The organism is Erwinia rhapontici (assembly GCF_020683125.1).
Classification (GTDB): Bacteria; Pseudomonadota; Gammaproteobacteria; order Enterobacterales; family Enterobacteriaceae; genus Erwinia; species Erwinia rhapontici.
Window position 1 is genome coordinate 4,033,404 of the sequence record NZ_CP085627.1, and the last position, 23,837, is coordinate 4,057,240.

21 protein-coding genes, 2 tRNA genes and 3 rRNA genes are annotated in these 23,837 nt (G+C 53.1%); 10 read left to right on the forward strand and 16 right to left on the reverse strand.

Annotation, left to right across the window (positions count from 1 at the left end):
- Nucleotides 1–37: 37 nt before the first annotated feature.
- Nucleotides 38–931 carry a site-specific tyrosine recombinase XerD gene (xerD, locus tag LJN55_RS18595; RefSeq protein ID WP_133846117.1) on the reverse strand — a complete coding sequence of 298 codons (894 nt, stop codon included), beginning with the start codon at nt 929–931 and terminating at the stop codon, nt 38–40.
- A gap of 179 nt (nt 932–1,110) precedes the next feature.
- Between xerD and fldB the strand changes: the two genes are divergently transcribed.
- Complete coding sequence (gene fldB / locus LJN55_RS18600) at nt 1,111–1,629, forward strand: flavodoxin FldB (RefSeq protein ID WP_227536411.1); 519 nt, start codon at nt 1,111–1,113, stop codon at nt 1,627–1,629.
- A gap of 96 nt (nt 1,630–1,725) precedes the next feature.
- On the opposite strand, the gene creD is transcribed toward fldB, so the two are convergent.
- The 5 genes from creD to sdhE form a co-directional block, all read right to left on the reverse strand.
- A complete protein-coding gene (gene creD / locus LJN55_RS18605; RefSeq protein WP_227535024.1) occupies nt 1,726–3,087 on the reverse strand; it encodes a cell envelope integrity protein CreD in 1,362 nt (453 codons plus the stop codon).
- Nucleotides 3,088–3,176: 89 nt separating this feature from the next.
- On the reverse strand, nt 3,177–4,595 hold the full coding sequence (creC, locus tag LJN55_RS18610) for a two-component system sensor histidine kinase CreC (protein WP_133846119.1): 1,419 nt from the start codon (nt 4,593–4,595) through the stop codon (nt 3,177–3,179).
- Complete coding sequence (gene creB / locus LJN55_RS18615; RefSeq protein WP_133846120.1) at nt 4,595–5,290, reverse strand: two-component system response regulator CreB; 696 nt, start codon at nt 5,288–5,290, stop codon at nt 4,595–4,597. Before creB ends, creC begins: the two co-directional genes overlap by 1 nt.
- On the reverse strand, nt 5,283–5,696 hold the full coding sequence (locus tag LJN55_RS18620) for a protein YgfX (protein ID WP_159337897.1): 414 nt from the start codon (nt 5,694–5,696) through the stop codon (nt 5,283–5,285). The genes creB and LJN55_RS18620 overlap by 8 nt, the downstream gene beginning before the upstream one ends.
- On the reverse strand, nt 5,677–5,943 hold the full coding sequence (gene sdhE / locus LJN55_RS18625) for an FAD assembly factor SdhE (RefSeq protein ID WP_133846122.1): 267 nt from the start codon (nt 5,941–5,943) through the stop codon (nt 5,677–5,679). Before sdhE ends, LJN55_RS18620 begins: the two co-directional genes overlap by 20 nt.
- 226 nt (nt 5,944–6,169) lie before the next feature.
- On the opposite strand from sdhE, the gene ygfZ reads away from it, so the two are divergent.
- Nucleotides 6,170–7,156 carry a tRNA-modifying protein YgfZ gene (ygfZ, locus tag LJN55_RS18630; RefSeq protein WP_212813250.1) on the forward strand — a complete coding sequence of 329 codons (987 nt, stop codon included), beginning with the start codon at nt 6,170–6,172 and terminating at the stop codon, nt 7,154–7,156.
- Between the two features lie 11 nt (nt 7,157–7,167).
- Here ygfZ and trhA read toward each other — a convergent pair whose 3' ends face one another.
- Nucleotides 7,168–7,821 carry a PAQR family membrane homeostasis protein TrhA gene (gene trhA, locus LJN55_RS18635; RefSeq protein ID WP_133846124.1) on the reverse strand — a complete coding sequence of 218 codons (654 nt, stop codon included), beginning with the start codon at nt 7,819–7,821 and terminating at the stop codon, nt 7,168–7,170.
- A 212-nt stretch (nt 7,822–8,033) separates the two neighbouring features.
- Here trhA and LJN55_RS18640 point away from each other — a divergent pair, with 212 nt between their 5' ends.
- Nucleotides 8,034–8,642: an HD domain-containing protein gene (locus tag LJN55_RS18640; RefSeq protein WP_227535025.1), complete on the forward strand. Its 609-nt coding sequence runs from the start codon at nt 8,034–8,036 to the stop codon at nt 8,640–8,642.
- 70 nt (nt 8,643–8,712) lie between these two features.
- On the opposite strand, the gene LJN55_RS18645 is transcribed toward LJN55_RS18640, so the two are convergent.
- Nucleotides 8,713–9,435 (reverse strand): class I SAM-dependent methyltransferase, encoded by a 723-nt coding sequence (locus LJN55_RS18645; protein WP_133846126.1) that lies wholly within the window; start codon nt 9,433–9,435, stop codon nt 8,713–8,715.
- A 45-nt stretch (nt 9,436–9,480) separates the two neighbouring features.
- Here LJN55_RS18645 and gloB point away from each other — a divergent pair, with 45 nt between their 5' ends.
- Both gloB and mltD read left to right on the forward strand, forming a co-directional pair.
- Nucleotides 9,481–10,236, forward strand: a complete 756-nt coding sequence (gene gloB, locus LJN55_RS18650) for a hydroxyacylglutathione hydrolase (RefSeq protein ID WP_227535026.1) — start codon at nt 9,481–9,483, stop codon at nt 10,234–10,236.
- Between the two features lie 71 nt (nt 10,237–10,307).
- On the forward strand, nt 10,308–11,687 hold the full coding sequence (gene mltD, locus LJN55_RS18655) for a murein transglycosylase D (protein ID WP_133846128.1): 1,380 nt from the start codon (nt 10,308–10,310) through the stop codon (nt 11,685–11,687).
- Between the two features lie 58 nt (nt 11,688–11,745).
- Here the strand turns inward: mltD and LJN55_RS18660 are convergent, their stop codons facing one another.
- The 8 genes from LJN55_RS18660 to gmhB all read right to left on the reverse strand — a co-directional run bounded on the left by LJN55_RS18660 (nt 11,746) and on the right by gmhB (nt 19,805).
- Nucleotides 11,746–12,510 carry a class I SAM-dependent methyltransferase gene (locus LJN55_RS18660; RefSeq protein WP_227535027.1) on the reverse strand — a complete coding sequence of 255 codons (765 nt, stop codon included), beginning with the start codon at nt 12,508–12,510 and terminating at the stop codon, nt 11,746–11,748.
- Between the two features lie 18 nt (nt 12,511–12,528).
- Nucleotides 12,529–13,332, reverse strand: a complete 804-nt coding sequence (locus tag LJN55_RS18665; protein ID WP_133846130.1) for an endonuclease/exonuclease/phosphatase family protein — start codon at nt 13,330–13,332, stop codon at nt 12,529–12,531.
- 179 nt (nt 13,333–13,511) lie between these two features.
- Nucleotides 13,512–13,588 (reverse strand) — tRNA-Asp (locus tag LJN55_RS18670).
- A 100-nt stretch (nt 13,589–13,688) separates the two neighbouring features.
- A 5S ribosomal RNA gene (rrf, locus tag LJN55_RS18675) occupies nt 13,689–13,804 on the reverse strand.
- 206 nt (nt 13,805–14,010) lie between these two features.
- Nucleotides 14,011–16,916, reverse strand: a 23S ribosomal RNA gene (locus LJN55_RS18680).
- Between the two features lie 226 nt (nt 16,917–17,142).
- Nucleotides 17,143–17,218 (reverse strand) — tRNA-Glu (locus LJN55_RS18685).
- A 72-nt stretch (nt 17,219–17,290) separates the two neighbouring features.
- Nucleotides 17,291–18,833 (reverse strand): 16S ribosomal RNA (locus LJN55_RS18690).
- The 16S, 23S and 5S rRNA genes sit together here with 2 tRNA genes alongside, the layout of an rRNA operon.
- A 411-nt stretch (nt 18,834–19,244) precedes the next feature.
- A complete protein-coding gene (gene gmhB / locus LJN55_RS18695) occupies nt 19,245–19,805 on the reverse strand; it encodes a D-glycero-beta-D-manno-heptose 1,7-bisphosphate 7-phosphatase (protein ID WP_133842165.1) in 561 nt (186 codons plus the stop codon).
- A gap of 188 nt (nt 19,806–19,993) precedes the next feature.
- Between gmhB and metN the strand changes: the two genes are divergently transcribed.
- The 5 genes from metN to tsaA all read left to right on the forward strand — a co-directional run bounded on the left by metN (nt 19,994) and on the right by tsaA (nt 23,772).
- Nucleotides 19,994–21,025: a methionine ABC transporter ATP-binding protein MetN gene (gene metN / locus LJN55_RS18700; RefSeq protein ID WP_133842166.1), complete on the forward strand. Its 1,032-nt coding sequence runs from the start codon at nt 19,994–19,996 to the stop codon at nt 21,023–21,025.
- A complete protein-coding gene (locus LJN55_RS18705) occupies nt 21,018–21,671 on the forward strand; it encodes a methionine ABC transporter permease MetI (RefSeq protein WP_133842167.1) in 654 nt (217 codons plus the stop codon). Before metN ends, LJN55_RS18705 begins: the two co-directional genes overlap by 8 nt.
- Before the next feature lie 36 nt (nt 21,672–21,707).
- On the forward strand, nt 21,708–22,523 hold the full coding sequence (locus LJN55_RS18710) for a MetQ/NlpA family lipoprotein (RefSeq protein WP_133842168.1): 816 nt from the start codon (nt 21,708–21,710) through the stop codon (nt 22,521–22,523).
- Nucleotides 22,524–22,663: 140 nt separating this feature from the next.
- Nucleotides 22,664–23,068: an Rcs stress response system protein RcsF gene (gene rcsF / locus LJN55_RS18715; RefSeq protein WP_133842169.1), complete on the forward strand. Its 405-nt coding sequence runs from the start codon at nt 22,664–22,666 to the stop codon at nt 23,066–23,068.
- On the forward strand, nt 23,065–23,772 hold the full coding sequence (gene tsaA, locus LJN55_RS18720) for a tRNA (N6-threonylcarbamoyladenosine(37)-N6)-methyltransferase TrmO (protein ID WP_133842170.1): 708 nt from the start codon (nt 23,065–23,067) through the stop codon (nt 23,770–23,772). Before rcsF ends, tsaA begins: the two co-directional genes overlap by 4 nt.
- Nucleotides 23,773–23,837: the final 65 nt, after the last annotated feature.

Here is a 23,837-nt window from a genome sequence, read left to right on the forward strand (position 1 = left end):
TTATAGCCTGACTAAGCGGGCTGTATGTTTTTGTCGATCAGGCACGCGGATGATGCTGCTGATGGAGCTGGCGCAGCCGTTCTGTCGCTACGTGCGTGTAAATCTGGGTGGTTGATAAATCGCTATGACCCAACAACATCTGTACGACACGTAAATCCGCGCCGTGGTTCAGCAAATGGGTGGCAAAAGCATGACGCAGCACGTGCGGTGACAGTTTTGCGCTGTCGATGCCTGCTAGTGTGGCGTAATGTTTGATGCGATGCCAGAAAGTTTGCCGGGTCATTTGTTGCGCGCGGTTACTGGGAAATAGCACATCGAGCGACTGACCATTGAGCAACCAGGGGCGACCGTATTCGATAAACTGTTCGATCCAGTGGACCGCCTCTTCGCCCATCGGCACCAAACGCTCTTTGTTCCCTTTACCAATAACGCGCACCACGCCCTGGCGCAGGCTGATATCGCTGAGCGTCAGCCCGACCAGCTCTGTCACACGTAATCCGGTAGCATAAAGGAGTTCCAGCATCGCCTTATCGCGCAGCTCAATCGGCTGGTCCAGACAGGGCGCCTGCAATAACCTTTCCACCTGTGCCTCAGAGAGATCCTTGGGCAGGCGCTGCGGCAGTTTTGGCGACGAGAGTAAGGCACTGGGATCGTCCTCACGCAGCTTTTCGCGGTAGAGATACTGGAACAGGCGGCGCATGGCACTGAGCAAGCGCGCAGAGCTGGTCGCTTTGTATCCGCCTTCCAGCCGTTCAGCCAGAAAACCCTGCAAGTTGATCGCATCCACCGTCAGCAGAGAAAGTTGCTGGTGCTGCAACCAGCCACAGAGCGATCGCAGGTCAAGACGGTAAGAAGCAACGGTGTTTTGCGCCAGATTACGCTCGATCCACAGCGCATCAAGAAATTGCTCAATCAGATCGTTATCCTGCACTTCAACCTCTCTAATCTGCGATTCTCATGACGCGGAGTGCGTTATATAAAATCACTTTACGCTTAAAAATCATAACCATGCAACATCACACTGCCGTACAAAGCCGCCCCATTATGCCTTATTCCTGCCTGATTCTGATATAATCGCGCCAGACTTTACGAAAAATGAGTTTCACTACCATGAATATCGGTCTGTTTTATGGATCCAGCACCTGTTACACCGAGATAGCGGCAGAGAAGATTCGTGACTTTATCGGTGACGATCTGGTGACGCTGCATAACCTGAAAGATGACTCTCCCACGCTGATGGAGCAGTATGATTTGCTGATCCTCGGTATTCCAACCTGGGATTTTGGCGAATTGCAGGAAGACTGGGAAGCCATCTGGACCGACCTGCCACAGCTCAATTTACAGGGAAAAGTGGTGGCACTCTATGGCATGGGTGACCAGGGGGAATACAGCGAATGGTTCCTCGATGCGTTAGGGATGCTGCATGAAGTGCTGGCTCCGTCCGGGGTACAGTTTGTCGGTTACTGGCCGCTGGAAGGCTATGAATTTACGAGCAAAAAACCACTGACTGCCGACGGAAAACAGTTTGTCGGCCTGGCGCTGGATGACATCAACCAGTTTGAGCAGACCGACGAACGTATTGCGCAATGGTGTGAACAGATCCTGACTGAGATGGCAGAACTGCTGTAATTCCGTCGCAAAAAATCAAAGGGCCGATCGAAAAAATGATCGGCCCCGACTGTCGGGGCGGAGTTTCTCTTTCGCTCCGCCCATGCCTTCAGAGGTTTATTTCCACAAACCGAAACGGCCTTCTTCCTCCTGCGCACTTTCAGTGCTCAACTCCGGCATTGCGGTCGCCGACAGACGATACCAGTCGATATTTCTCGTCAGCGCCATCACGGCTGCCAGTGCTGCCATCAGTACCCCCGTCCCCAGCAACAGCGCGCTGTCCTCCGATTGCAGTAACTGCCACAGCACCGCATCCAGCACCAGCAAACCCCCGACAAACATCAGACTGCGCCGCCATCCGCGTAGTACCGCCTGCAAATAGAAACCGTTGATCGCCGCACAGGTCAGGCTCGCCGTCAGCCAGGCAAGGTTAAACCCGATATGTTCGGACAGCGCCAGCAGCACCAGGAAGAACATCACCAGTGACAGCCCCACCAGCAAATACTGCATTGGGTGCACCCGCAACGCGGTCAGCGTTTCAAACAGGAAGAAAGCCATATAGGTCAGGCCAATCAGCAGAATGGCGTATTTCACCGCACGTTCAGTTTGCTGATATTGATCCACCGGGTTAACGACCATCGAACTGAAGGCCGGGAGCTTATCGCTGCTCACGGTAAAGTCATCACGCACTAGCGAATTGAGATTGTTAGCAAACCAACTGCTCTGCCAGCGTGCGGTGAAACCTTCAGGCGTAATCTGGTGTTGTTCAGGCAGGAAACTGCCGGTAAAACCCGGGTGCGGCCAGTTGCTCTTCAGATCAAAGGTGCTGTTTTTACCTAATGGCACCACTTCAAGCTGCTGTGTTCCCTGTAGTTTAAGCGTGAAGTTCAGCGCCAGGTTTTTCTCGTCTAACACGCTGTCCGGAAGCGCCACATGCAGGCCTTCACTGCTACCGGGAAGATCGCTGCCCGGCTGGAAATCCAGCTGTTGATCGCCAATATTCAGCGGTGTCACACTGCTGATCCCACGTGAGTCACCCACGCCCATCACCAGCCAGGGATTACCGAGGGTAATACCCGGCTTTTTAATATCGGCCAGTTGCTCGCTGTCGAAAGTGGCATTAATGGAGACGCCTGTACGCCAGACCTGCCCCTGATAAATACCCACCTTACGCTGTTCTACCTGCTGGTCACCCGCCACCCGCAGGTTTTTAGGCAGGTAATAACGCAGATGATTCTGCTGAACGGTGACTTCTTTACCATCGCGGGTTTCCGTAACGATTTCGCTCCATGGAATGGCGATCAACGGCCCGAAGAGACGCTGCGGACCACTGGTGCTCTGGCTGAGCTTATCGGCCACACTATCGCGCCATACGCTGCGCTCGGTAATCAATGAACTGAGCAGACTTAACGGTACCAGCAGCAGAAGCAGGCAGCCGATCAGCGTTAGCATTTTCCAGAATAAAGGGGTTTTCATCATGTTGGACTCTCCTGTGTCGATAACGCAGAAGATAGCCCCCCTGAATGGGGAGAAAATGAAGTTATGTGAAGGGACGGTGAAGTGGGCCGTTATTTTTTCACAGTGAGCTGAGCACAGACACCACCTTCCGGGCGTGACCTCAGGGTAATGTTGCCCTGATGCAAGCGGGCCACCTCCTGCACAAACGCCAGGCCCAGCCCGCTACTCTTCTCACCGTTACTGCGCGGCAGTGAATAGAAACGGTCGAAAATATGCGGCATCGCATAGTCCGGAATACCGCTACCGCTGTCCAGTACGCGGAATATCACCTCATCGGCCGACTGACTGATCTGAATCCTCACCTCGCCCTCCAGAGGCGTAAAGTCGAGTGCATTATCCAGCAGATTTCCCAGCGCCTGCTCCAGCAATAGCACATCGGCCCGCACAGACAGCCCGTCAACGTCGGCGGCGTCGAAGGTCAGATGTTTACCCTGAGCCTGTACCGCCCGGCTGTCACACAGTGAAGTAACCAGAGGCAGCAGGCTAACCGACTGGCGCTGGATTTCAGGGCGGTTTTCCAGCGTTGCCTGGCGAAGCAAATTGTCGATCAGCCGCTGCATACGGATATTCTGTTGCAGGATATTGGCAGAGAAACGCTGAACCACCTCAGCCGGAGGGCATTCACGCAGGATTTCCGCCGCACCGCGTATCGCCGCCAGCGGGCTTTTCAGTTCGTGGGTTAACGCATGGGCATAATGCTCAATGTAACGCTTCCCTTCCAGCCGCAGACGCATACTCTCCAGCGCCTGCGCCAGCTTGCGTAACTCAGTGCTGTTCATCGCTGGCAGAGGTTGCGCATCGCCTTCTGTTACCGAGTCGGCATAACGTACCAGACGACCAACAGAGCGGTTAATCCACAGGACAAACCCCAGACCGATTAGCAAAGCAATGCCCAGCAGGGCTGCACCCGCCCAGAGAATACGGTGTTCACTGCGGCGGATCACCGGCACCATCGTACTGTTGGCTTTCCCCACGCTGATCACCCCAAGCAGTTTTGCGCCATCGCGCACCGGGGCCGCCACATACATCACCGAGCTGGCATCATCGTCAGGATTGCTGCGGGTACTGCGTGCACCGTACTCACCGCGCAGCGTCAGCAGAACATCATTCCAGCGCGAATAATCCTGCCCTGTCGCCACCCCGGAAGAGTCAAACAGCACAATCCCTTTCGCATCGGTGAGGTAAACACGATATTCATTGCGCCGCTTGGCGATGCCGCTGATATTGGCATGGACCGGGTAACCCCGCAGTTGCGAGAAAGCCTGCGCCAGCTGGCCCTGCTGCGGCTGACCGCTGAGGATATCTGCACGGGCGAACTGCGCCAACAATGTCGCGGTATCGACCAATGTACCTTCGGTGGCACGCCTTACCCCAGGTTTGATCTCCTTGAGGAAAATGCTAAGAACAAACCACGCGGCGACGGCAACAATAAGAAAATAGCCGAGCAGTAGACGCATTCCGATGCGCATCAGCCCGTCACCAGACTGTAACCCAGGCCACGATGGGTCATCAGCACCTGCTCGTGCGGGTTGATGTCGCGCAGTTTGGCACGCAGGGTTTTGATATGGGTGTCAACGGTACGATCAAGGCTCTCTTCCGCCTCTTTCCAGACCAGATTCATCAACTGCTGGCGTGAGAACACCCTGCCTGGCGAGAGCAGCAAGGTTTTCAACAACAGGTATTCATAACGCGTCAGTATCAGAGACTGATTGCACCATTGCACACGTGCAGCAGATTCATCGAGAGTGAACTGGCCAACGTTATAACGCGGAGACTGAGCAATGCGCTGCTGTTTTTGCAGTCGACGCAGCAGTGTGCGCACCCGCGCGCAGACTTCACGTGGGGAGAATGGCTTGGCAACATAATCGTCCGCGCCAATTTCCAGCCCCAGCAGGCGGTCAACTTCTTCGCTGCGGGCAGTAAGAAACAATACCGGCAGGTCAGGTTGCAATGCCAGCAATCGGCGGCACAGTTCAAAACCATTGATATCGGGCAGGCCAACGTCAAGGATCACCAGATCCGGTACCTGCAGCGGCAAGGCTTCCAGCAACGGCACACCGCGCGGGAACCAGCGGGTTTCGAACCCTTCCAGTTGCAGCATATATAACAATGTATCCGCAATGGCGGCTTCATCTTCTACCAGCCAGATGGTGGGGCTACTCATCCCGCGGTTCCTTTTCATTCAGCAGGTGTTGGCGCAGAAGCCGCCATTCGCTGCTGTCCATGCCATCGGCAAATAGCCATAACCGCTCGCGACGGCCTGCCGTGTTCTGTAATGTCAGCCGAATCGCCCGTTGCGTCAGCCACGGGCGGGAGGTCATGCGCCACTGGCACTGCGCCCAGACTATCACACGCCCCTTGTGCAGGGTGATCTCCCCCCGACAATGCCGGATACGATGTCGACTGCACTGGCACTCCAGAAGAACCAGCAGCAGTAACAGGATGCGTGGCAATGAGACGCTGTCCGGCCAGGGTGCCAGCAGCAGCGCCAGGATCAACGTGCCATGCAGTACCAGCGATAACGTTTGTGCGCGCCGGGAGGCCCGCAGATTACATCGCCACCGGACCACGTGCTCGGTTTCTGTCCTGAATTAATGCCACCATCCGTTGCAGCTCAGCATCAGCGGGTTCACCGTGATTCATCAGCCAGTTAAACAAATCGGGGTCATCACTCTCCAGCAGACGTACGAAGAGCTGTTTGTCTTCATCGGTCAGTGAATCAAACTCATACTGGAAAAACGGCATGATGGAGATATCGAGTTCGCGCATGCCACGACGGCATGCCCAGTGAATACGTGATTTATTTGAAATATCCATGTCACTCTGCGTCGGTTAACCAAACAGGGTGCACAGTGTACCGCTTTTTTGCGCTACTGTTGATTCAGCAATTATCACCCTGCGCGTCAGCCCGCAAAACAGTGGCATCAGTTACAGGGTTATCACGCGTTTTGTGCCGCATTTTCCGGAAACAGGTTGCAAAGCCGTGCTGCTCTTTTAACATGAGAAACAGATTTTCATCCCCTGCTTACTTTAGGACTGAATTATGCCGACGATTTCTTTCCCGCCGCGTCAACCCGCCGCATCAGCCCGCTTGCCGTTAACGCTGATCTCACTGGAAGCGTGGGCGCTGGTGAACGCAACAGGTGCCGATCGCATCAGCTATTTGCAGGGGCAAGTGACTCTGGATGTGGCCGCGCTGGGTGCCGAACAACATCGCCCTGCAGCACACTGTGATGCTAAAGGAAAGATGTGGAGCAACCTGCGCCTGTTTCATCGCGGTGAAGGCCTTGCCTTTATTGAGCGCCGCAGCTTGCGCGATAACCAGCTGGTGGAACTAAAAAAATATGCCGTCTTTGCCAAAGTCACGCTGGTAGCCGACGATGAATCGGTGCTGCTCGGTGTTGCCGGTTTTCAGGCCCGTGGCGCGCTAAAGGATCTGTTCAGCGTGCTGCCTGATGCAGAGTCTCCGGTGGTTCAGGATGGGGAGAGCACGCTGTTATGGTTTGATCTGCCAGCCGAGCGCTTTCTGCTAGTCACCTCTCAGGCCAAAGCCGAAGAGGTGCGTAAAAAACTGGCTGATTCAGCACAGCTCAACGACAGCTCACAGTGGCTGGCGCTGGAAATTGAAGCCGGTTTCCCGGTGATTGATGCTGAGACCAGCGCACAGCTGATCCCACAGGCCACTAACCTGCAGGCACTGGATGCTATCAGCTTTAAGAAAGGCTGCTATACCGGGCAGGAAATGGTCGCCCGCGCAAAATTTCGTGGGGCCAATAAGCGTGCGCTCTACTGGCTGGCGGGCAAGGCGGGCATCGTGCCTGCAGCAAACGATGCGCTGGAAATGAAGATGGGTGAGAACTGGCGCCGTACCGGCACTATTCTGGCCGCGTGCCAGCTCGACAACGGTGACGTCTGGATTCAGGCCGTGATGAACAACGATCTGGACGCGGATACCGTACTACGTGTGCAAGGGGATGAGGGCGGCGAACTGGCGATCCAGCCGCTGCCCTATGAGATCACCGCCGGTTAATCAGCACGGGGTTACACCACATACAGGTAGATGGCCAGAAAGTGACACAACGATCCACCGAGAACGAAGCCATGCCAGATGGCATGGTTGTAGGGAATGCGCTTCGCCACATAGAAAATCACCCCAAGTGAGTAGATGATCCCGCCTGCAGCCAGTAACCACACGCTGCCCGCAGGCAGGGTCATTACCATCTGATACAGCACAATCACCGACAGCCAGCCCATCAACATGTAGGTGACCAGCGACAGTGCTTCAAATCGGTGGGCAAACACCAGCTTAAACAACACGCCAGTCAACGCCAGCCCCCAGATGACCACCATCAGCCAGTGCGCCAGCGGCGACTTCAATCCTACCAGTAGAAATGGCGTGTAGGTGCCAGCAATCAGCAGATAAATAGCCGAGTGGTCGAGTTTTTTGAGCCAGAATTTCGCCCGTTCACCCGGTATAGAATGATACAGGGTGGAGGCCAAAAACAGCAGAATGATACTGCCGCCATACAGGCTGTAGCTGATGATCGCCAGCGCACCAGCCCGGTTATCAATCGCCTGGTCCAGCATCAGGACCAGACCAATAACACCCAACAGGCAGCCGATGCCGTGGCTGATGCTATTCGCAATCTCTTCCGCCACTGAATACCCGCCCGTCAGTACTTTTTGCTTCACCATATCAACCCTTTTTCCGGTTCTTGCTACTCCGCCATCACTCGTTGTGCTGGCGGAAAAATCATCACCGCTAGCCTAACTGACAATAATTTCAGAGTACACATGTAAGCTAAAATATTGTGTGTAATCATGCAACGCACATTCTTTCGCGAAATACGCAAACGTTTCCCTTACAATACGGGCAAACTTTTTTCAGGGCATAAGTGAGACAGGTGATGTCAGACAGGGTAGCAGCCTTAGATTTCGGCGCGATGACAGAAGTCGTACAGTTTTTAATGGAGCTGGACAAACTAAAAGGCGTGGAGCGCCGTACCCGACTGCTCAGCAATGCACGTCAGGAAAACTCAGCGGAGCACAGCTGGCACCTGGCAATGGCGGCCATGAGTCTGGCCCCCTTCTCTCAGGTTACCATTGATGTTCAGCACGCCACGCAGTTGGCGCTTTTACATGATGTGGTTGAGATCGATGCAGGTGACGTCCTCGTGTACGACATCGCCGCGCGTGATGCCATTCAGGAACAGGAAGTGGCTGCCGCCGGACGTATTTTTGGGTTACTGCCCACCGAGTTGAGCCAACGTTTCCGCGCGCTGTGGGATGAATATGAAGCCGGAGAAACTGCAGAGGCGCGTTTTGCAAATATGCTCGACCGCGCCCTGCCCATCATGCTTAACCTGCACAATCAGGGCCAGAGCTGGAAAGAGAATGGTATCCGCCTGGAGCAGGTGGAAGCACGTAACGTCAAGCTGGCGGAGCAGTGGCCGGAGCTATGGGGCTATTTGAAGCAGCATCTGGACAATGCCCATGCGCAGGGCTGGTTGCTTTAGCCGCTTAGCGAGCGGCCGGGGGGGCTGACGGGAAAGCAAGGTCGGCCCTAAAACAGTTATACTTGCACTGTCAGTTTCTGCGCCCTGCCCGGTACTGGTTTGTCGCGCCCATCGCGTGTAATTGCCGGGTCCCGGCACTTTTCTTCGCCGGATTTTTCGTCAGTGGGAAGGTCCTTTTACGCGCCACAATCACATTCAGACAGCCCAGCGCAGGCAAGTGGGTGCTGATCATCTTGCCTCCCTGTCGATTCCATGGCAGCACCTGAAAACTGATGCTCTGCATCACTTCGTAATTCAGCAGACTCAGCCAGTCCAGCAGTCTCATCTGAGTAAACATTCGACTGTTCCATGGGATCCGTCGGTGCAGACCCGGGATCAGTTTGCCTATCCCCAGAACGCTGAAGAGGTTGAAACCGCTGATAATCATCCAGCCGTCATCGATAAGCACCCTGTCAACCTCGCGTAGCACCCGGTGTGGGTCACTGCTCCACGCCAGCGTATGTGCCAGCAGACAGGCATCCACTGACTTGGACTCAAACGGTAGACTAAGAGGATCGGCCCTGACCTGAAGCGACTCACCGCTCAACCCTACATTCACCTGGTGTGAGATAGCACAGCTTTCAGTGTCGATTTCGGCACTCAGGTTACCGATTTTCAGCAAATGGAAGCCGTAAAGTTTGCTGAGACAGGGCCGCAGTTGGTGTGACAGAGCATCACGATAAAATTCACCGCAGGGTATCTGCGCCCAGGACTCTGGCACATGACGGATTTGGCGTGTTTTAGCAGGCTTCATGCTTTACCATCTTCTTTCCCTTGCGAGCATCCAGGAGCGATAAAAATGAATCTTACCAGTATTCCAGCCCTGCAGGACAACTACATCTGGACCTTACATGATGATACAGGTCATTGCCTGATTGTTGACCCCGGCGAAGCGGCTCCGGTGTTACGCATGATTGAACAAAACCAGTGGCAGCCTGTGGCGATTTTGCTCACACATCATCATCATGATCATGTGGGTGGCGTGGCCGAACTGGTCTCTCATTACCCTGATTTAGCGGTATATGGCCCAGAAGAAACGCGCGTTAAAGGGGCTAAAACTATCGTCAGTGAAGGTGATATCGTGTCGGTTTTGGGTCGAAATTTTACGATTTATGCCACGCCCGGCCACACTTTAGGACATATCTCATATTTCAGTTTCCCTTACCTTTTTTGCGGAGATACACTTTTTTCTGGTGGCTGCGGCAGACTATTTGAAGGCACAGCAGAACAAATGTTTGATTCTTTTCAAAAACTTAATGAGTTACCTGGCGAAACACTGGTTTGCTGCGCGCATGAATATACGTTATCGAATTTAACCTTTGCACATGCAATTTACCCCCAAGAGCCCGAAATAGCACGCTATTACCGAGAAATTAAGGAGTTACGCGCAAAAAATGCCATAACATTGCCTACAAAACTGGCATTGGAGCGAAAAATAAATGTTTTTTTACGCACGCAAGACATTGAATTACAGAAACAAATAGGAATAGAAACAACTCCGCAACATGAATGGCAGGTATTTGCGGTTCTACGCGAGAAGAAAGACGCTTTTTAATATTTTTGGTTGTGTTGTCGGGATCGAGCACGTATTATTGCTCGTCTTTTAAGCGAACTATTGACACACACATGAAGGCTAAAGCGATATTACTCGCCTCAGTCTTGCTGGTCGGATGCCAGGCGTCAAGGCACGATGCTAACATCCCCGAACAGCATGCACAGAGTTTGTCTTCGGCAGGTCAAGGTGAAAATGGACAGTACTCAGATGAAATGTTGTCGCCGCGCTGGCAGGACGATGGAACGTCACTTGCGCAAGACAGAGATCTGTGGAATTTCATTAGCGACGAGCTGAAGATGAAGATTCCGGATAATTACCGGATACGCGAACAAAAACAGAAGTACCTGAGTAACAAGAGCTATCTCCACGATGTAACATTACGGGCAGAGCCGTATATGTACTGGATTGTCGAGCAGATTAAGCAACGTAAAATGCCGATGGAACTGGTACTACTACCCATAGTGGAGAGCGCTTTTGATCCCCATGCTACATCATCTGCGAATGCCGCTGGCATCTGGCAGATTGTGCCGCAGACGGGACGAAATTATGGTCTTAAACAGACCCAGTGGTATGACGGACGACGCGACATTGTTGCATCGACCAAAGTTGCTCTGGACATGATGCAGCGCCTTAACGGCATGTTTGACGGTGACTGGTTATTAACCATTGCCGCCTATAACAGCGGTGAAGGTCGTGTACTCAAAGCGATAAAAGCCAATAAGGCTAAAGGCCGACCAACAGATTTCTGGTCACTTGCGCTGCCACGAGAAACTACGGTCTATGTGCCTAAAATGCTGGCTTTAGGGCAGATCCTTAAAAACAGTAAGCGTTATGGCGTACGTCTGCCGGCACCCAACGAAGCACGCGCTCTGGCGCGAGTGGAAGTGGGCCAGCAGATTGAGCTGACACAGGCAGCCGAAATGGCTGGCATGTCATTGAGCAAGCTGAAGAGCTTTAATACCGGCTACAAACGCGGTACGACGGCACCAAATGGTCCTCATTACATTATGGTTCCGAAGTCCAACGTAGCTAAACTGCGTAACTCACTGGCAAGCGGTGACATCTCAGCGGTACAGCCAACTTCTCTTGCCAGGAACAGTGTTTCTCCTGCCTCTTACAAGGTGCGCAGCGGTGATACTCTTTCAGGCATTGCCAAGCGTCTCGGGGTTCCGGTGAAAGATCTGCAACGTGCCAATAATCTGCGCGGTGTCAGTATCAAACCCGGTCAGACATTGAGCCTGGGTAACAGCAGTACGCGACTGGCAGATAACGGCGACAGCATCACCTACCAGGTACGTAAGGGTGATTCTCTGGCCAGTATCGCAAAACGTCACGGCGTAAACATCAAGGATGTTGTTCGCTGGAATAGCGTCGCCAGTAATACGAAAAACATTCAGCCTGGCGATAAGTTAACGCTGTTTGTTAACAATAATGCGACGCCAGACAGTTAACTGTTAGCCACTGCGGATGAAAATCCACACAAAAAAGCCCGTCTATGACGGGCTTTTTTTATGGCCGAATGGCCTCGATAAAGATGATATCGGTACTGAAACTGCCATCAGGCTGCAAAGCATAGTAGCGCTGCACTTCGTCAGGTGCTGAATGCTGATAGGCCCGGATCGCCTTTACCATCACATCAGGTGTACGCATTCTCTCTATCCAGCTACTGAACTCAAGATCGAGACGATCCTGCGAGACAGCCTGTATCACCAGCCCACTCTCTGTCATTAATGCCAGCCACTCACCGGGGCTGTAATCCTGCACATGAGAGGTATCACGCAAGGCTTCCACCGTCTGTAACCAGATATTCAGTACCGGATTGCCCGGTGCACTGACATCCATAAATATCACTTTACCTCCGGGTTTCAATACCCGACGGACTTCACGCAATGCACTTCCGACATCGTGCCAGTGATGCGCTGAATACCGGCTGATCACCACATCAAACTCTGCATCCGCAAAAGGCAGGTTTTCCGCATAGCCCTGCTGGGTTGTCAGGTGATGGTAGCCGCGTTCGAGCGCTGTTGCTCGCACCACTGCCAGCATTTTCTCCGACAGATCGTACGCGACCACTTCTTTAACATGCTGGGCAGCAATGAAACTGGCATGCCCGGCTCCGCAGCCCATATCAAGGACCTTCGCCTCTGATGCGTCACACAGCCGTTCTGCCAATCGTACGAGGTCACGCCCCTCCGCATGGACTACGCTGGTCAGATAAGCGCCTGCCTGTTCACCGAACTGTTTATCGACGTTATCATGGTGCTTTGTTGCCATTCTGAATAGTGTCCTTGTTTATGCGTAATCCGTAGGGTGAGCATCAAACTCAACCAGCAGTGGATTGTGGTCGGATGCACGGGTAACCAGTACCGAAGCCTCTGCGACACTCATCCCGCGATAAAAAACAAAATCCAGGGGTCGACCAAACGCTTTGCGCCGATGATCGTCGGTGAAACGGACTTCACGTAGCCCCATTTCACGAGAAAAACGATATAGCGCATTGATCCGCTGACGGCTCCACGCATTAAAGTCACCCGCCATAATCACCGGGCCCTGGTGATGAAGAATCTGTTCGCCGATCGGTCCGAGCTGTTTACTGTAAACATCAATGCCCAGACTGAAGTTCACCGCATGGATATTAACGACCATTAGCATCTGACCACCGGGCAATGGATAAGCCGTGACCAGTGCCGATTTAGCCAGCCTTAGAAGCGGCTCACGCTCACGTAAAGGACAACAGTAGACAGGGTGAGCGGAGGCCAGAGTCATGACCCCTGACGGGTGCTGAGGCAGTACAAAAGCAGGCACCTGATCGGCAGCAAGATAATGAGTGGTGGCGAAACGCACCAGTTCTGGTGTCGTTTGCGCCTCCTGCAGAAGAACAAGGTGGGCATCTTTACCAAAATTTTGCAAAACCGAGAGCCAGTCTGCGCGCTGTTGCTTGAAAATATTCCACACCAGCACTTTCAGGCGGGCTTCTGTGGTGAGCGGCGCACCGGGCGGCAATGCCTGTCCGACATGCAGCATCGCCACGGGAGGAAAAATACGCTCCGCTGGCTGGCCTGCTACGTATCTCATGGCATAAGTCTTTTTTTGCACGTTACCGCCTGCACTTTTTACAGCTGAATGGGTTTACCATCTATCAGTTATAGGGACTTTGTTGCCTACTTTCAATCGGCGGGAGCCAATTCGCACGGGATTGTACGTAAGGAAATGAAAATAAAAAATACAAATACAAAAAAGCCCTGACTCTTATGAGTCAGGGCTTTCTGTTTAAGTGGCGGAACGGACGGGGCTCGAACCCGCGACCCCCTGCGTGACAGGCAGGTATTCTAACCAACTGAACTACCGCTCCACCGATTCTGTACTGACCTCAGACTACGTCTGAATTCAGGTGTTTCGCCCTTACCTTGTCAAGGGTAAGGTCACGACCCGGTTTCGGGTCTTAATTTGATGCCTGGCAGTTCCCTACTCTCGCATGGGGAGACCCCACACTACCATCGGCGCTACGGCGTTTCACTTCTGAGTTCGGCATGGGGTCAGGTGGGACCACCGCGCTAAAGCCGCCAGGCAAATTCTTTGTGCTCTGTCCTGTGTCTTTTGTGCTCTGACTGCGTTGCCTGCGCTCGTAAGCTCAGTCACATACTTATGTATGCTCCTTCCCTCACTTCACTGGCCGCCTTGTCACAGCGCAAAATCCTTCGGACTTAATTCCGGTAACAAGCTGAAAATCTCTTTTGCGTCTCTCTAACGCCACCAGAACGCTTCTGGCGTTGTAAGGTTAAGCCTCACGGGTCATTAGTACCGGTTAGCTCAACGCATCGCTGCGCTTACACACCCGGCCTATCAACGTCGTAGTCTTCAACGTCCCTTCAGGGGTCTCAAGGACCCAGGGAGAATTCATCTCGAGGCAAGTTTCGCGCTTAGATGCTTTCAGCGCTTATCTTTTCCGCACTTAGCTACCGGGCAATGCCATTGGCATGACAACCCGAACACCAGTGGTGCGTTCACTCCGGTCCTCTCGTACTAGGAGCAACCCCTCTCAATTCTCCAGCGCCCACGGCAGATAGGGACCGAACTGTCTCACGACGTTCTAAACCCAGCTCGCGTACCACTTTAAACGGCGAACAGCCGTACCCTTGGGACCTACTTCAGCCCCAGGATGTGATGAGCCGACATCGAGGTGCCAAACACCGCCGTCGATATGAACTCTTGGGCGGTATCAGCCTGTTATCCCCGGAGTACCTTTTATCCGTTGAGCGATGGCCCTTCCATTCAGAACCACCGGATCACTATGACCTGCTTTCGCACCTGCTCGAGCCGTCACTCTCGCAGTCAAGCTAGCTTATGCCATTGCACTAACCTCACGATGTCCGACCGTGATTAGCTAACCTTCGTGCTCCTCCGTTACTCTTTAGGAGGAGACCGCCCCAGTCAAACTACCCACCAGACACTGTCCCCACGCCGGATCACGGCGCCAGGTTAGAACATCAAACGTTAAAGGGTGGTATTTCAAGGTTGGCTCCACGCAGACTGGCGTCCACGCTTCAAAGCCTCCCACCTATCCTACACATCAAGGCTCAATGTTCAGTGTCAAGCTGTAGTAAAGGTTCACGGGGTCTTTCCGTCTTGCCGCGGGTACACTGCATCTTCACAGCGAGTTCAATTTCACTGAGTCTCGGGTGGAGACAGCCTGGCCATCATTACGCCATTCGTGCAGGTCGGAACTTACCCGACAAGGAATTTCGCTACCTTAGGACCGTTATAGTTACGGCCGCCGTTTACCGGGGCTTCGATCAAGAGCTTCTCCTTGCGGATAACCCCATCAATTAACCTTCCGGCACCGGGCAGGCGTCACACCGTATACGTCCACTTTCGTGTTTGCACAGTGCTGTGTTTTTAATAAACAGTTGCAGCCAGCTGGTATCTTCGACTGCCTTCAGCTCCAGGAGCAAGTCCCTTCACCTACCGACAGCGTGCCTTCTCCCGAAGTTACGGCACCATTTTGCCTAGTTCCTTCACCCGAGTTCTCTCAAGCGCCTTGGTATTCTCTACCTGACCACCTGTGTCGGTTTGGGGTACGATTCAATGTTACCTGATGCTTAGAGGCTTTTCCTGGAAGCAGGGCATTTGTTACTTCAGCACCGTAGTGCCTCGTCATCACGCCTCAGCCTTAAAGAGTTCCGGATTTGCCTGGAACTCAAGCCTACACGCTTAAACCGGGACAACCGTCGCCCGGCTAACATAGCCTTCTCCGTCCCCCCTTCGCAGTAACACCGAGTACAGGAATATTAACCTGTTTCCCATCGACTACGCCTTTCGGCCTCGCCTTAGGGGTCGACTCACCCTGCCCCGATTAACGTTGGACAGGAACCCTTGGTCTTCCGGCGAGCGGGCTTTTCACCCGCTTTATCGTTACTTATGTCAGCATTCGCACTTCTGATACCTCCAGCAAACCTCACAGTTCACCTTCGACGGCTTACAGAACGCTCCCCTACCCAACAATACTTGCGTATCGCTGCCGCAGCTTCGGTGCATGGTTTAGCCCCGTTACATCTTCCGCGCAGGCCGACTCGACCAGTGAGCTATTACGCTTTCTTTAAATGATGGCTGCTTCTAAGCCAACATCCTGGCTGTCTGTGCCTTCCCACATCGTTTCCCACTTAACCATGACTTTGGGACCTTAGCTGGCGGTCTGGGTTGTTTCCCTCTTCACGACGGACGTTAGCACCCGCCGTGTGTCTCCCGTGATAACATTCTTCGGTATTCGCAGTTTGCATCGGGTTGGTAAGCCGGGATGGCCCCCTAGCCGAAACAGTGCTCTACCCCCGAAGATGAGTTCACGAGGCGCTACCTAAATAGCTTTCGGGGAGAACCAGCTATCTCCCGGTTTGATTGGCCTTTCACCCCCAGCCACAAGTCATCCGCTAATTTTTCAACATTAGTCGGTTCGGTCCTCCAGTTAGTGTTACCCAACCTTCAACCTGCCCATGGCTAGATCACCGGGTTTCGGGTCTATACCCTGCAACTTAACGCCCAGTTAAGACTCGGTTTCCCTGCGGCTCCCCTATACGGTTAACCTTGCTACAGAATATAAGTCGCTGACCCATTATACAAAAGGTACGCAGTCACCTAACAAGTAGGCTCCCACTGCTTGTACGTACACGGTTTCAGGTTCTGTTTCACTCCCCTCGCCGGGGTTCTTTTCGCCTTTCCCTCACGGTACTGGTTCACTATCGGTCAGTCAGGAGTATTTAGCCTTGGAGGATGGTCCCCCCATATTCAGACAGGATGTCACGTGTCCCGCCCTACTCATCGAACTCACAGTAGGTGCATTTTTGTGTACGGGAGTATCACCCTGTACCCTGCGACTTTCCAGACGCTTCCACTAATGCACAAACTGATTCAGGTTCTGGGCTGTTCCCCGTTCGCTCGCCGCTACTGGGGGAATCTCGGTTGATTTCTTTTCCTCGGGGTACTTAGATGTTTCAGTTCCCCCGGTTCGCCTCATGCCACTATGTATTCATGACATGATAGTGTGTCGAAACACACTGGGTTTCCCCATTCGGGTATCGTCGGTTGTTGCGGTTCATATCACCTTACCGACGCTTATCGCAGATTAGCACGCCCTTCATCGCCTCTGACTGCCTAGGCATCCACCGTGTACGCTTAGTCGCTTAACCTCACAACCCACAAGCGTCCCGAAGAACACATTGCTGTTGTAAGCATTTGAGAGACTCGAACATATCGTTAATTTCATTCTTATTACGGAGAATGAAAACGACATGTCGTTTCAATTTTCAGCTTGTTCCGGATTGTTAAAGAGCAAATATCTCAAACGTGACTCGCCTTACGGCATAATCAGTTTTGAGATACTGGGTGATAACGACTTTCACTTCGTTACCGGTATGGCGTCCCCAAGGGGATTCGAACCCCTGTTACAGCCGTGAAAGGGCAGTGTCCTGGGCCTCTAGACGATGGGGACTCTGGTGTGACTTTTGCTCATTTCTTCTATCAGACAATCTGTGTGGACACTACGCGGGAAGGTATCTTCAGGTAAGGAGGTGATCCAACCGCAGGTTCCCCTACGGTTACCTTGTTACGACTTCACCCCAGTCATGAATCACAAAGTGGTAAGCGCCCTCCCGAAGGTTAAGCTACCTACTTCTTTTGCAACCCACTCCCATGGTGTGACGGGCGGTGTGTACAAGGCCCGGGAACGTATTCACCGTAGCATTCTGATCTACGATTACTAGCGATTCCGACTTCACGGAGTCGAGTTGCAGACTCCGATCCGGACTACGACGCACTTTATGAGGTCCGCTTGCTCTCGCGAGGTCGCTTCTCTTTGTATGCGCCATTGTAGCACGTGTGTAGCCCTGGCCGTAAGGGCCATGATGACTTGACGTCATCCCCACCTTCCTCCGGTTTATCACCGGCAGTCTCCTTTGAGTTCCCGACATTACTCGCTGGCAACAAAGGATAAGGGTTGCGCTCGTTGCGGGACTTAACCCAACATTTCACAACACGAGCTGACGACAGCCATGCAGCACCTGTCTCACGGTTCCCGAAGGCACTAAGGCATCTCTGCCGAATTCCGTGGATGTCAAGGCCAGGTAAGGTTCTTCGCGTTGCATCGAATTAAACCACATGCTCCACCGCTTGTGCGGGCCCCCGTCAATTCATTTGAGTTTTAACCTTGCGGCCGTACTCCCCAGGCGGTCGACTTAACGCGTTAGCTCCGGAAGCCACGCCTCAAGGGCACAACCTCCAAGTCGACATCGTTTACGGCGTGGACTACCAGGGTATCTAATCCTGTTTGCTCCCCACGCTTTCGCACCTGAGCGTCAGTCTTTGTCCAGGGGGCCGCCTTCGCCACCGGTATTCCTCCAGATCTCTACGCATTTCACCGCTACACCTGGAATTCTACCCCCCTCTACAAGACTCTAGTCTGCCAGTTTCGAATGCAGTTCCCAGGTTGAGCCCGGGGATTTCACATCCGACTTGACAGACCGCCTGCGTGCGCTTTACGCCCAGTAATTCCGATTAACGCTTGCACCCTCCGTATTACCGCGGCTGCTGGCACGGAGTTAGCCGGTGCTTCTTCTGCGGGTAACGTCAATCGACGAAGCTATTAACCTCATCGCCTTCCTCCCCACTGAAAGTACTTTACAACCCGAAGGCCTTCTTCATACACGCGGCATGGCTGCATCAGGCTTGCGCCCATTGTGCAATATTCCCCACTGCTGCCTCCCGTAGGAGTCTGGACCGTGTCTCAGTTCCAGTGTGGCTGGTCATCCTCTCAGACCAGCTAGGGATCGTCGCCTAGGTGAGCCATTACCCCACCTACTAGCTAATCCCACCTGGGCACATCCGATGGTGTGAGGCCCGAAGGTCCCCCACTTTGGTCCGAAGACGTTATGCGGTATTAGCTACCGTTTCCAGTAGTTATCCCCCTCCATCGGGCAGTTTCCCAGGCATTACTCACCCGTCCGCCACTCGTCACCCGGGGAGCAAGCTCCCCTGTGCTACCGTTCGACTTGCATGTGTTAGGCCTGCCGCCAGCGTTCAATCTGAGCCATGATCAAACTCTTCAATTAAAAGTTCGATTTGCTGCAACAAGTGCAGCGATGCTCAAGTGTAAAACGTCATAATGAATTTCATTATGTGTTCACTCTTAAGACTTGATATTTTTTGTCACCCTAAGGTGACTGATATCAATCCTGCGAGTGCCCACACAGATTGTCTGATAAATTGTTAAAGAGCGGTGCAATCAGTGCCGAAGCTTCCTGTTGCGAGGTGGCGTATATTACGCTTTCCTCCTTCGGAGTCAACTTCTTTTTGAGAAGTTTTTTCCGGCGGTTCAGATGCTTCCTGAACCTCCTGAGCCGCTGGCCGTAAGCCGTTGTGCCGTCTCAGTGGTTGCGCATTATAGACAGGCGCTCCGGGAACGCAAGCAGTAATCTCAACTTTTTCACTGCCTGCTGAAAGTTCCAGCGAAACGCTGCTTTTTAGCCCTGTTTGATACGTCCAGGCAGCTCTTTCAGGCTATTAAGCACCCAATCCGCTGCACTCTCGCCTTCAGCAGTGACAGGCTTCCCGCTACGAACCAGTACTTTTTTACCGACTCCGGCAGCTAAAGCGGCCTGCATGTCCTCAATCTTATCGCCAACCATATAAGAAGCGGCCATATCGATGTTCAGCTCCTGCTGCGCGGTCAGGAACATTCCCGGCTGCGGCTTACGGCAATCACATGACTGACGTAACTCTTCTACTATTGCTTCCGGATGATGCGGACAGAAATAGATGCCATCCAGATCGACATCGCGGTCGGCCAGCGACCAGTCCATCCATTCGGTCAGATGCATAAACTGATCTTCGGTAAACAAGCCGCGCGCGATACCGGACTGGTTTGTCACCAGCACCAGCGCAAAGCCCATTTCTTTTAGTTCACGCATGGCATCAATCACGCCATCGATAAACTCGAAGTTGTCGCTTTCAAATACATAACCGTGATCGACATTAATGGTGCCATCCCGATCGAGGAAAATTGCGGGGACTTTCTCAGCCACGTAGTAACTCCTGCTACAAAATTTGCCGTAGTGTATCGCATCACTACCATAAAAGAGAGAATGGCAGATTGAATGACTTCGATTGATTTAGACGTCTGGATGCCCTACCATCCATCCAGTCCCTTCAATGCGGGATGCCGTTATAATGAATGCCACGGATAACTCCCATCACGATAATAAATAAATCAATGATTAAACTTTCAAATATCACCAAAGTGTTCCAGCAGGGTTCACGCACGATTACAGCGCTGTCTGATGTCAGCCTGCATGTGCCCGCCGGACAAATTTATGGCGTGATCGGCGCTTCCGGTGCAGGTAAAAGCACCTTAATTCGCTGCGTCAATTTGCTGGAGCGTCCAACTTCCGGCAGCGTGCTGGTTGATAACCAGGATCTCACCACACTATCAGAAAGCCAGTTAACACTGGCGCGTCGCCAGATTGGCATGATCTTCCAGCACTTCAACCTGCTGAACTCACGTACCGTCGCCGGTAACGTTGCACTGCCGCTGGAGCTGGGCAACCTGTCAAAGGCTGAGATTAAAGCCCGTGTCAGTGAATTACTTGACCTGGTTGGCCTGGCGGATAAACACGATGCCTGGCCTGCCAATCTCTCCGGCGGGCAGAAGCAGCGCGTGGCCATTGCCCGTGCGCTGGCCAGCAACCCCAAAGTGCTGCTGTGTGACGAAGCCACCAGCGCGCTGGACCCGGCGACCACCCGTTCCATTCTTGAATTGCTGAAAGACATCAACCGTCGTCTTGGGATCACCATCCTGCTGATCACTCATGAGATGGACGTGGTGAAACGTATCTGCGATTGCGTTGCGGTCATCAGCAACGGTGAGTTGATTGAGCAGGATACGGTGAGTGAAGTGTTCTCTCATCCAAAGACGCCGCTGGCCCAACAGTTTATTCAATCAACGCTGCATCTGGATATCCCGGAAGACTACCTGAAACGTCTCTCCCCAGAACCCAGCGCAACAACCGTTCCTTTATTACGCCTGGAGTTCACCGGTCAGTCAGTGGATGCCCCGCTGCTGTCTGAGTCAGCACGCCGTTTCAATGTGAACAACAATATTATCAGCGCGCAGATGGATTACGCCGGTGGCGTGAAGTTCGGCATTATGCTGGCCGAAATCCACGGTGAGTCAGCCGATACTCAAGCGGCCATCGCGTTCCTGCAAGAGCACCATGTGAAGATAGAGGTATTAGGTTATGTCTGAGGCGATGATGTGGTTAATGGGCCGCGGCATCTGGGAAACCCTGATGATGACCTTTGTCTCCGGCTTTTTCGGTTTTGTGCTTGGGCTGCCCGTTGGTGTGCTTCTTTATGTTACCCGTCCTGGGCAGATCGTGGCGAACGCGAAGCTTTATCGCGTGCTGTCAGCCGCGGTGAATATCTTCCGCTCGATTCCTTTCATTATCTTGTTGGTGTGGATGATCCCCTTCACCCGGATTATCGTCGGTACCTCAATTGGTCTGCAGGCCGCGATTGTTCCGCTCACCGTAGGCGCAGCACCCTTTATTGCCCGTATGGTTGAGAATGCCCTGCTTGAATTACCTACCGGCCTGATTGAAGCATCACGCGCCATGGGTGCCACACCATTGCAGATTATCCGTAAGGTTCTGCTGCCTGAAGCACTGCCAGGTCTTGTGAATGCCGCTACTATTACTCTGATTACTCTGGTCGGCTACTCAGCAATGGGTGGCGCCGTCGGCGCAGGCGGTCTGGGTCAGATTGGCTATCAGTACGGCTATATCGGTTACAACGCGACAGTGATGAATACGGTATTGGTTCTGCTGGTTGTTTTGGTGTATTTGATTCAGTTCTGTGGCGATCGCATTGTTCGTGCGGTTAGCCACAAGTAAACACAACAGTAATTTCTCTCTATTTAAGGAAGGGATATGTCTTTTAACGTTAAAACGCTTGCCGCTGTTGGCGCACTTATCGGTACTCTGGCACTGGCTGGCTGCGATCAGAAAGAGAAAGATCCAAACCACATTAAAGTGGGTGTGATCGTGGGTAGCGAGCAGCAGGTAGCTGAAGTCGCCGCGAAAGTGGCAAAAGATAAATACGGCCTGGATGTTGAGCTGGTGACCTTCAACGACTACGTACTGCCTAACGAAGCATTGAGCAAAGGCGATATCGACCTTAACGCCTTCCAGCATAAACCTTACCTGGACCAGCAGATCAAAGATCGCGGTTACAAGCTGGTTTCTGTAGGCAGCACCTTCGTTTATCCGATTGCGGGTTACTCGAAAAAGATTAAAACGCTGGATGAACTGCAAAACGGTGCACAGGTGGCTATCCCTAACGACCCAACCAACCTGGGTCGTTCACTGCTTCTGCTGCAGAAAGTGGGCCTGATCAAACTGAAAGAGGGTGTTGGCCTGCTGCCAACCTCACTGGATGTGGTTGAGAACCCGAAAAACCTGAAACTGGTTGAACTGGAAGCACCGCAGTTGCCACGTTCCCTGGACGATCAGCAAATTGCCCTGGCAGTGATTAACACCACTTACGCCAGCCAGATTAACCTGACGCCAGCAAAAGACGGCATCTTCGTTGAAGATAAAAACTCGCCGTACGTAAACCTGCTCGTTGCCCGCGAAGATAATAAAGACGCGGAAAACGTGAAGAAATTCGTACAAGCTTATCAGTCAGATGAAGTTAACGACGCAGCGAACAAAGTGTTCAACGGCGGCGCAGTGAAAGGCTGGTAATTTAACCAATGCGGGTGGCTTCTGCCGCCCGCTATCACATTCTCATCGTCCATACGTGCCAGACTGTACGCTCTCCGCTTGTTATTTCCCTCCCGGCTTGCTTCAATAACGCCACTTTTACCGATCGTGAGGATTTTCCCATGCGTGTTTTACCGCTCTGTTTGTTAGCGCTAACGCTGACAGGGTGCTCGTTGGTACCACGGCCCTATGAGCCTGTGAAACCTTTTCCACAGTCTACGCAAACTGGCGCATCTCAGTCGAAACCCGCAGCCCGCCCTGCCCCGGTAAAACTGTATACCGACCCTGCTGACCTCGTTAGCAAACCTTTTGCTGACCTGGGCGAAGTCTATGGCGAAGATTGCCAGAGCAGCGCACAGGATTCACCACCGAATCTCGCCACCGCACGTAAACGTCTGCAGATCCGGGCATCCGGTATGAAAGCCAATGCGGTGCTGGTACATAAATGTGAGATCGTGAGTGGCGCTCAGGGCTGCGTGCGTCAGGCCGTATGCCAGGGTTCAGCCCTCAAAGTCAGCAATCAATGAGTCGTTTCTCCTTCGATCAGATTGGCGTGATCCATTCACCGTGGAAGGAGAAATTTGCCGTTCCCCGTCAGCCTGGTTTGATACAGGATGGTGGCGGCGAGCTGCATCTGCAAGCGCCTTATAACCAGCCGGAAGCCGTACGTGGGCTTGAAGCATTCAGTCATCTCTGGCTGTTGTTTGTTTTTCATCAGACGATGGAAGGCGGCTGGCGGCCTACCGTACGGCCACCGCGGTTAGGGGGTAATGCGCGCATGGGTGTGTTTGCCACCCGCTCAACCTTCCGTCCAAATCCTATCGGCATGTCGCTGGTTGAGTTAAAGGGCGTTCGTTGTGAACAGCAGCAGGTGATCCTCGAATTAGGCAGCCTCGACCTGGTTGACGGCACGCCCATCGTGGATATCAAACCTTATCTGCCGTTTGCCGAGGCGCTCCCCGAAGCGCGCGCCGGGTTTGCCCAGCAAGCCCCCGATGCCGATATGCCGGTCTGCTTCAGCCTCCCGGCACAACAGCAGTTACAACAGCATCAGCGGCACTATCCCCACCTTGAACGCTTTATCGCTCAGGTGCTGGCTCAGGATCCCCGGCCAGCATATCGCAAAGGCGAAGAACCGGACCGGGAATATGCCGCCTGGCTGCTGGAATTCAATGTACGCTGGCGCGTGACCCAGTCCGGTACGGAAGTTATCGCCATCGACCCGCGTTAATTTCTCCCGGCATCTTTTGACTCACCTGACACGCTGGTACACTAGCGTCCACGTTTTTTGGCTTT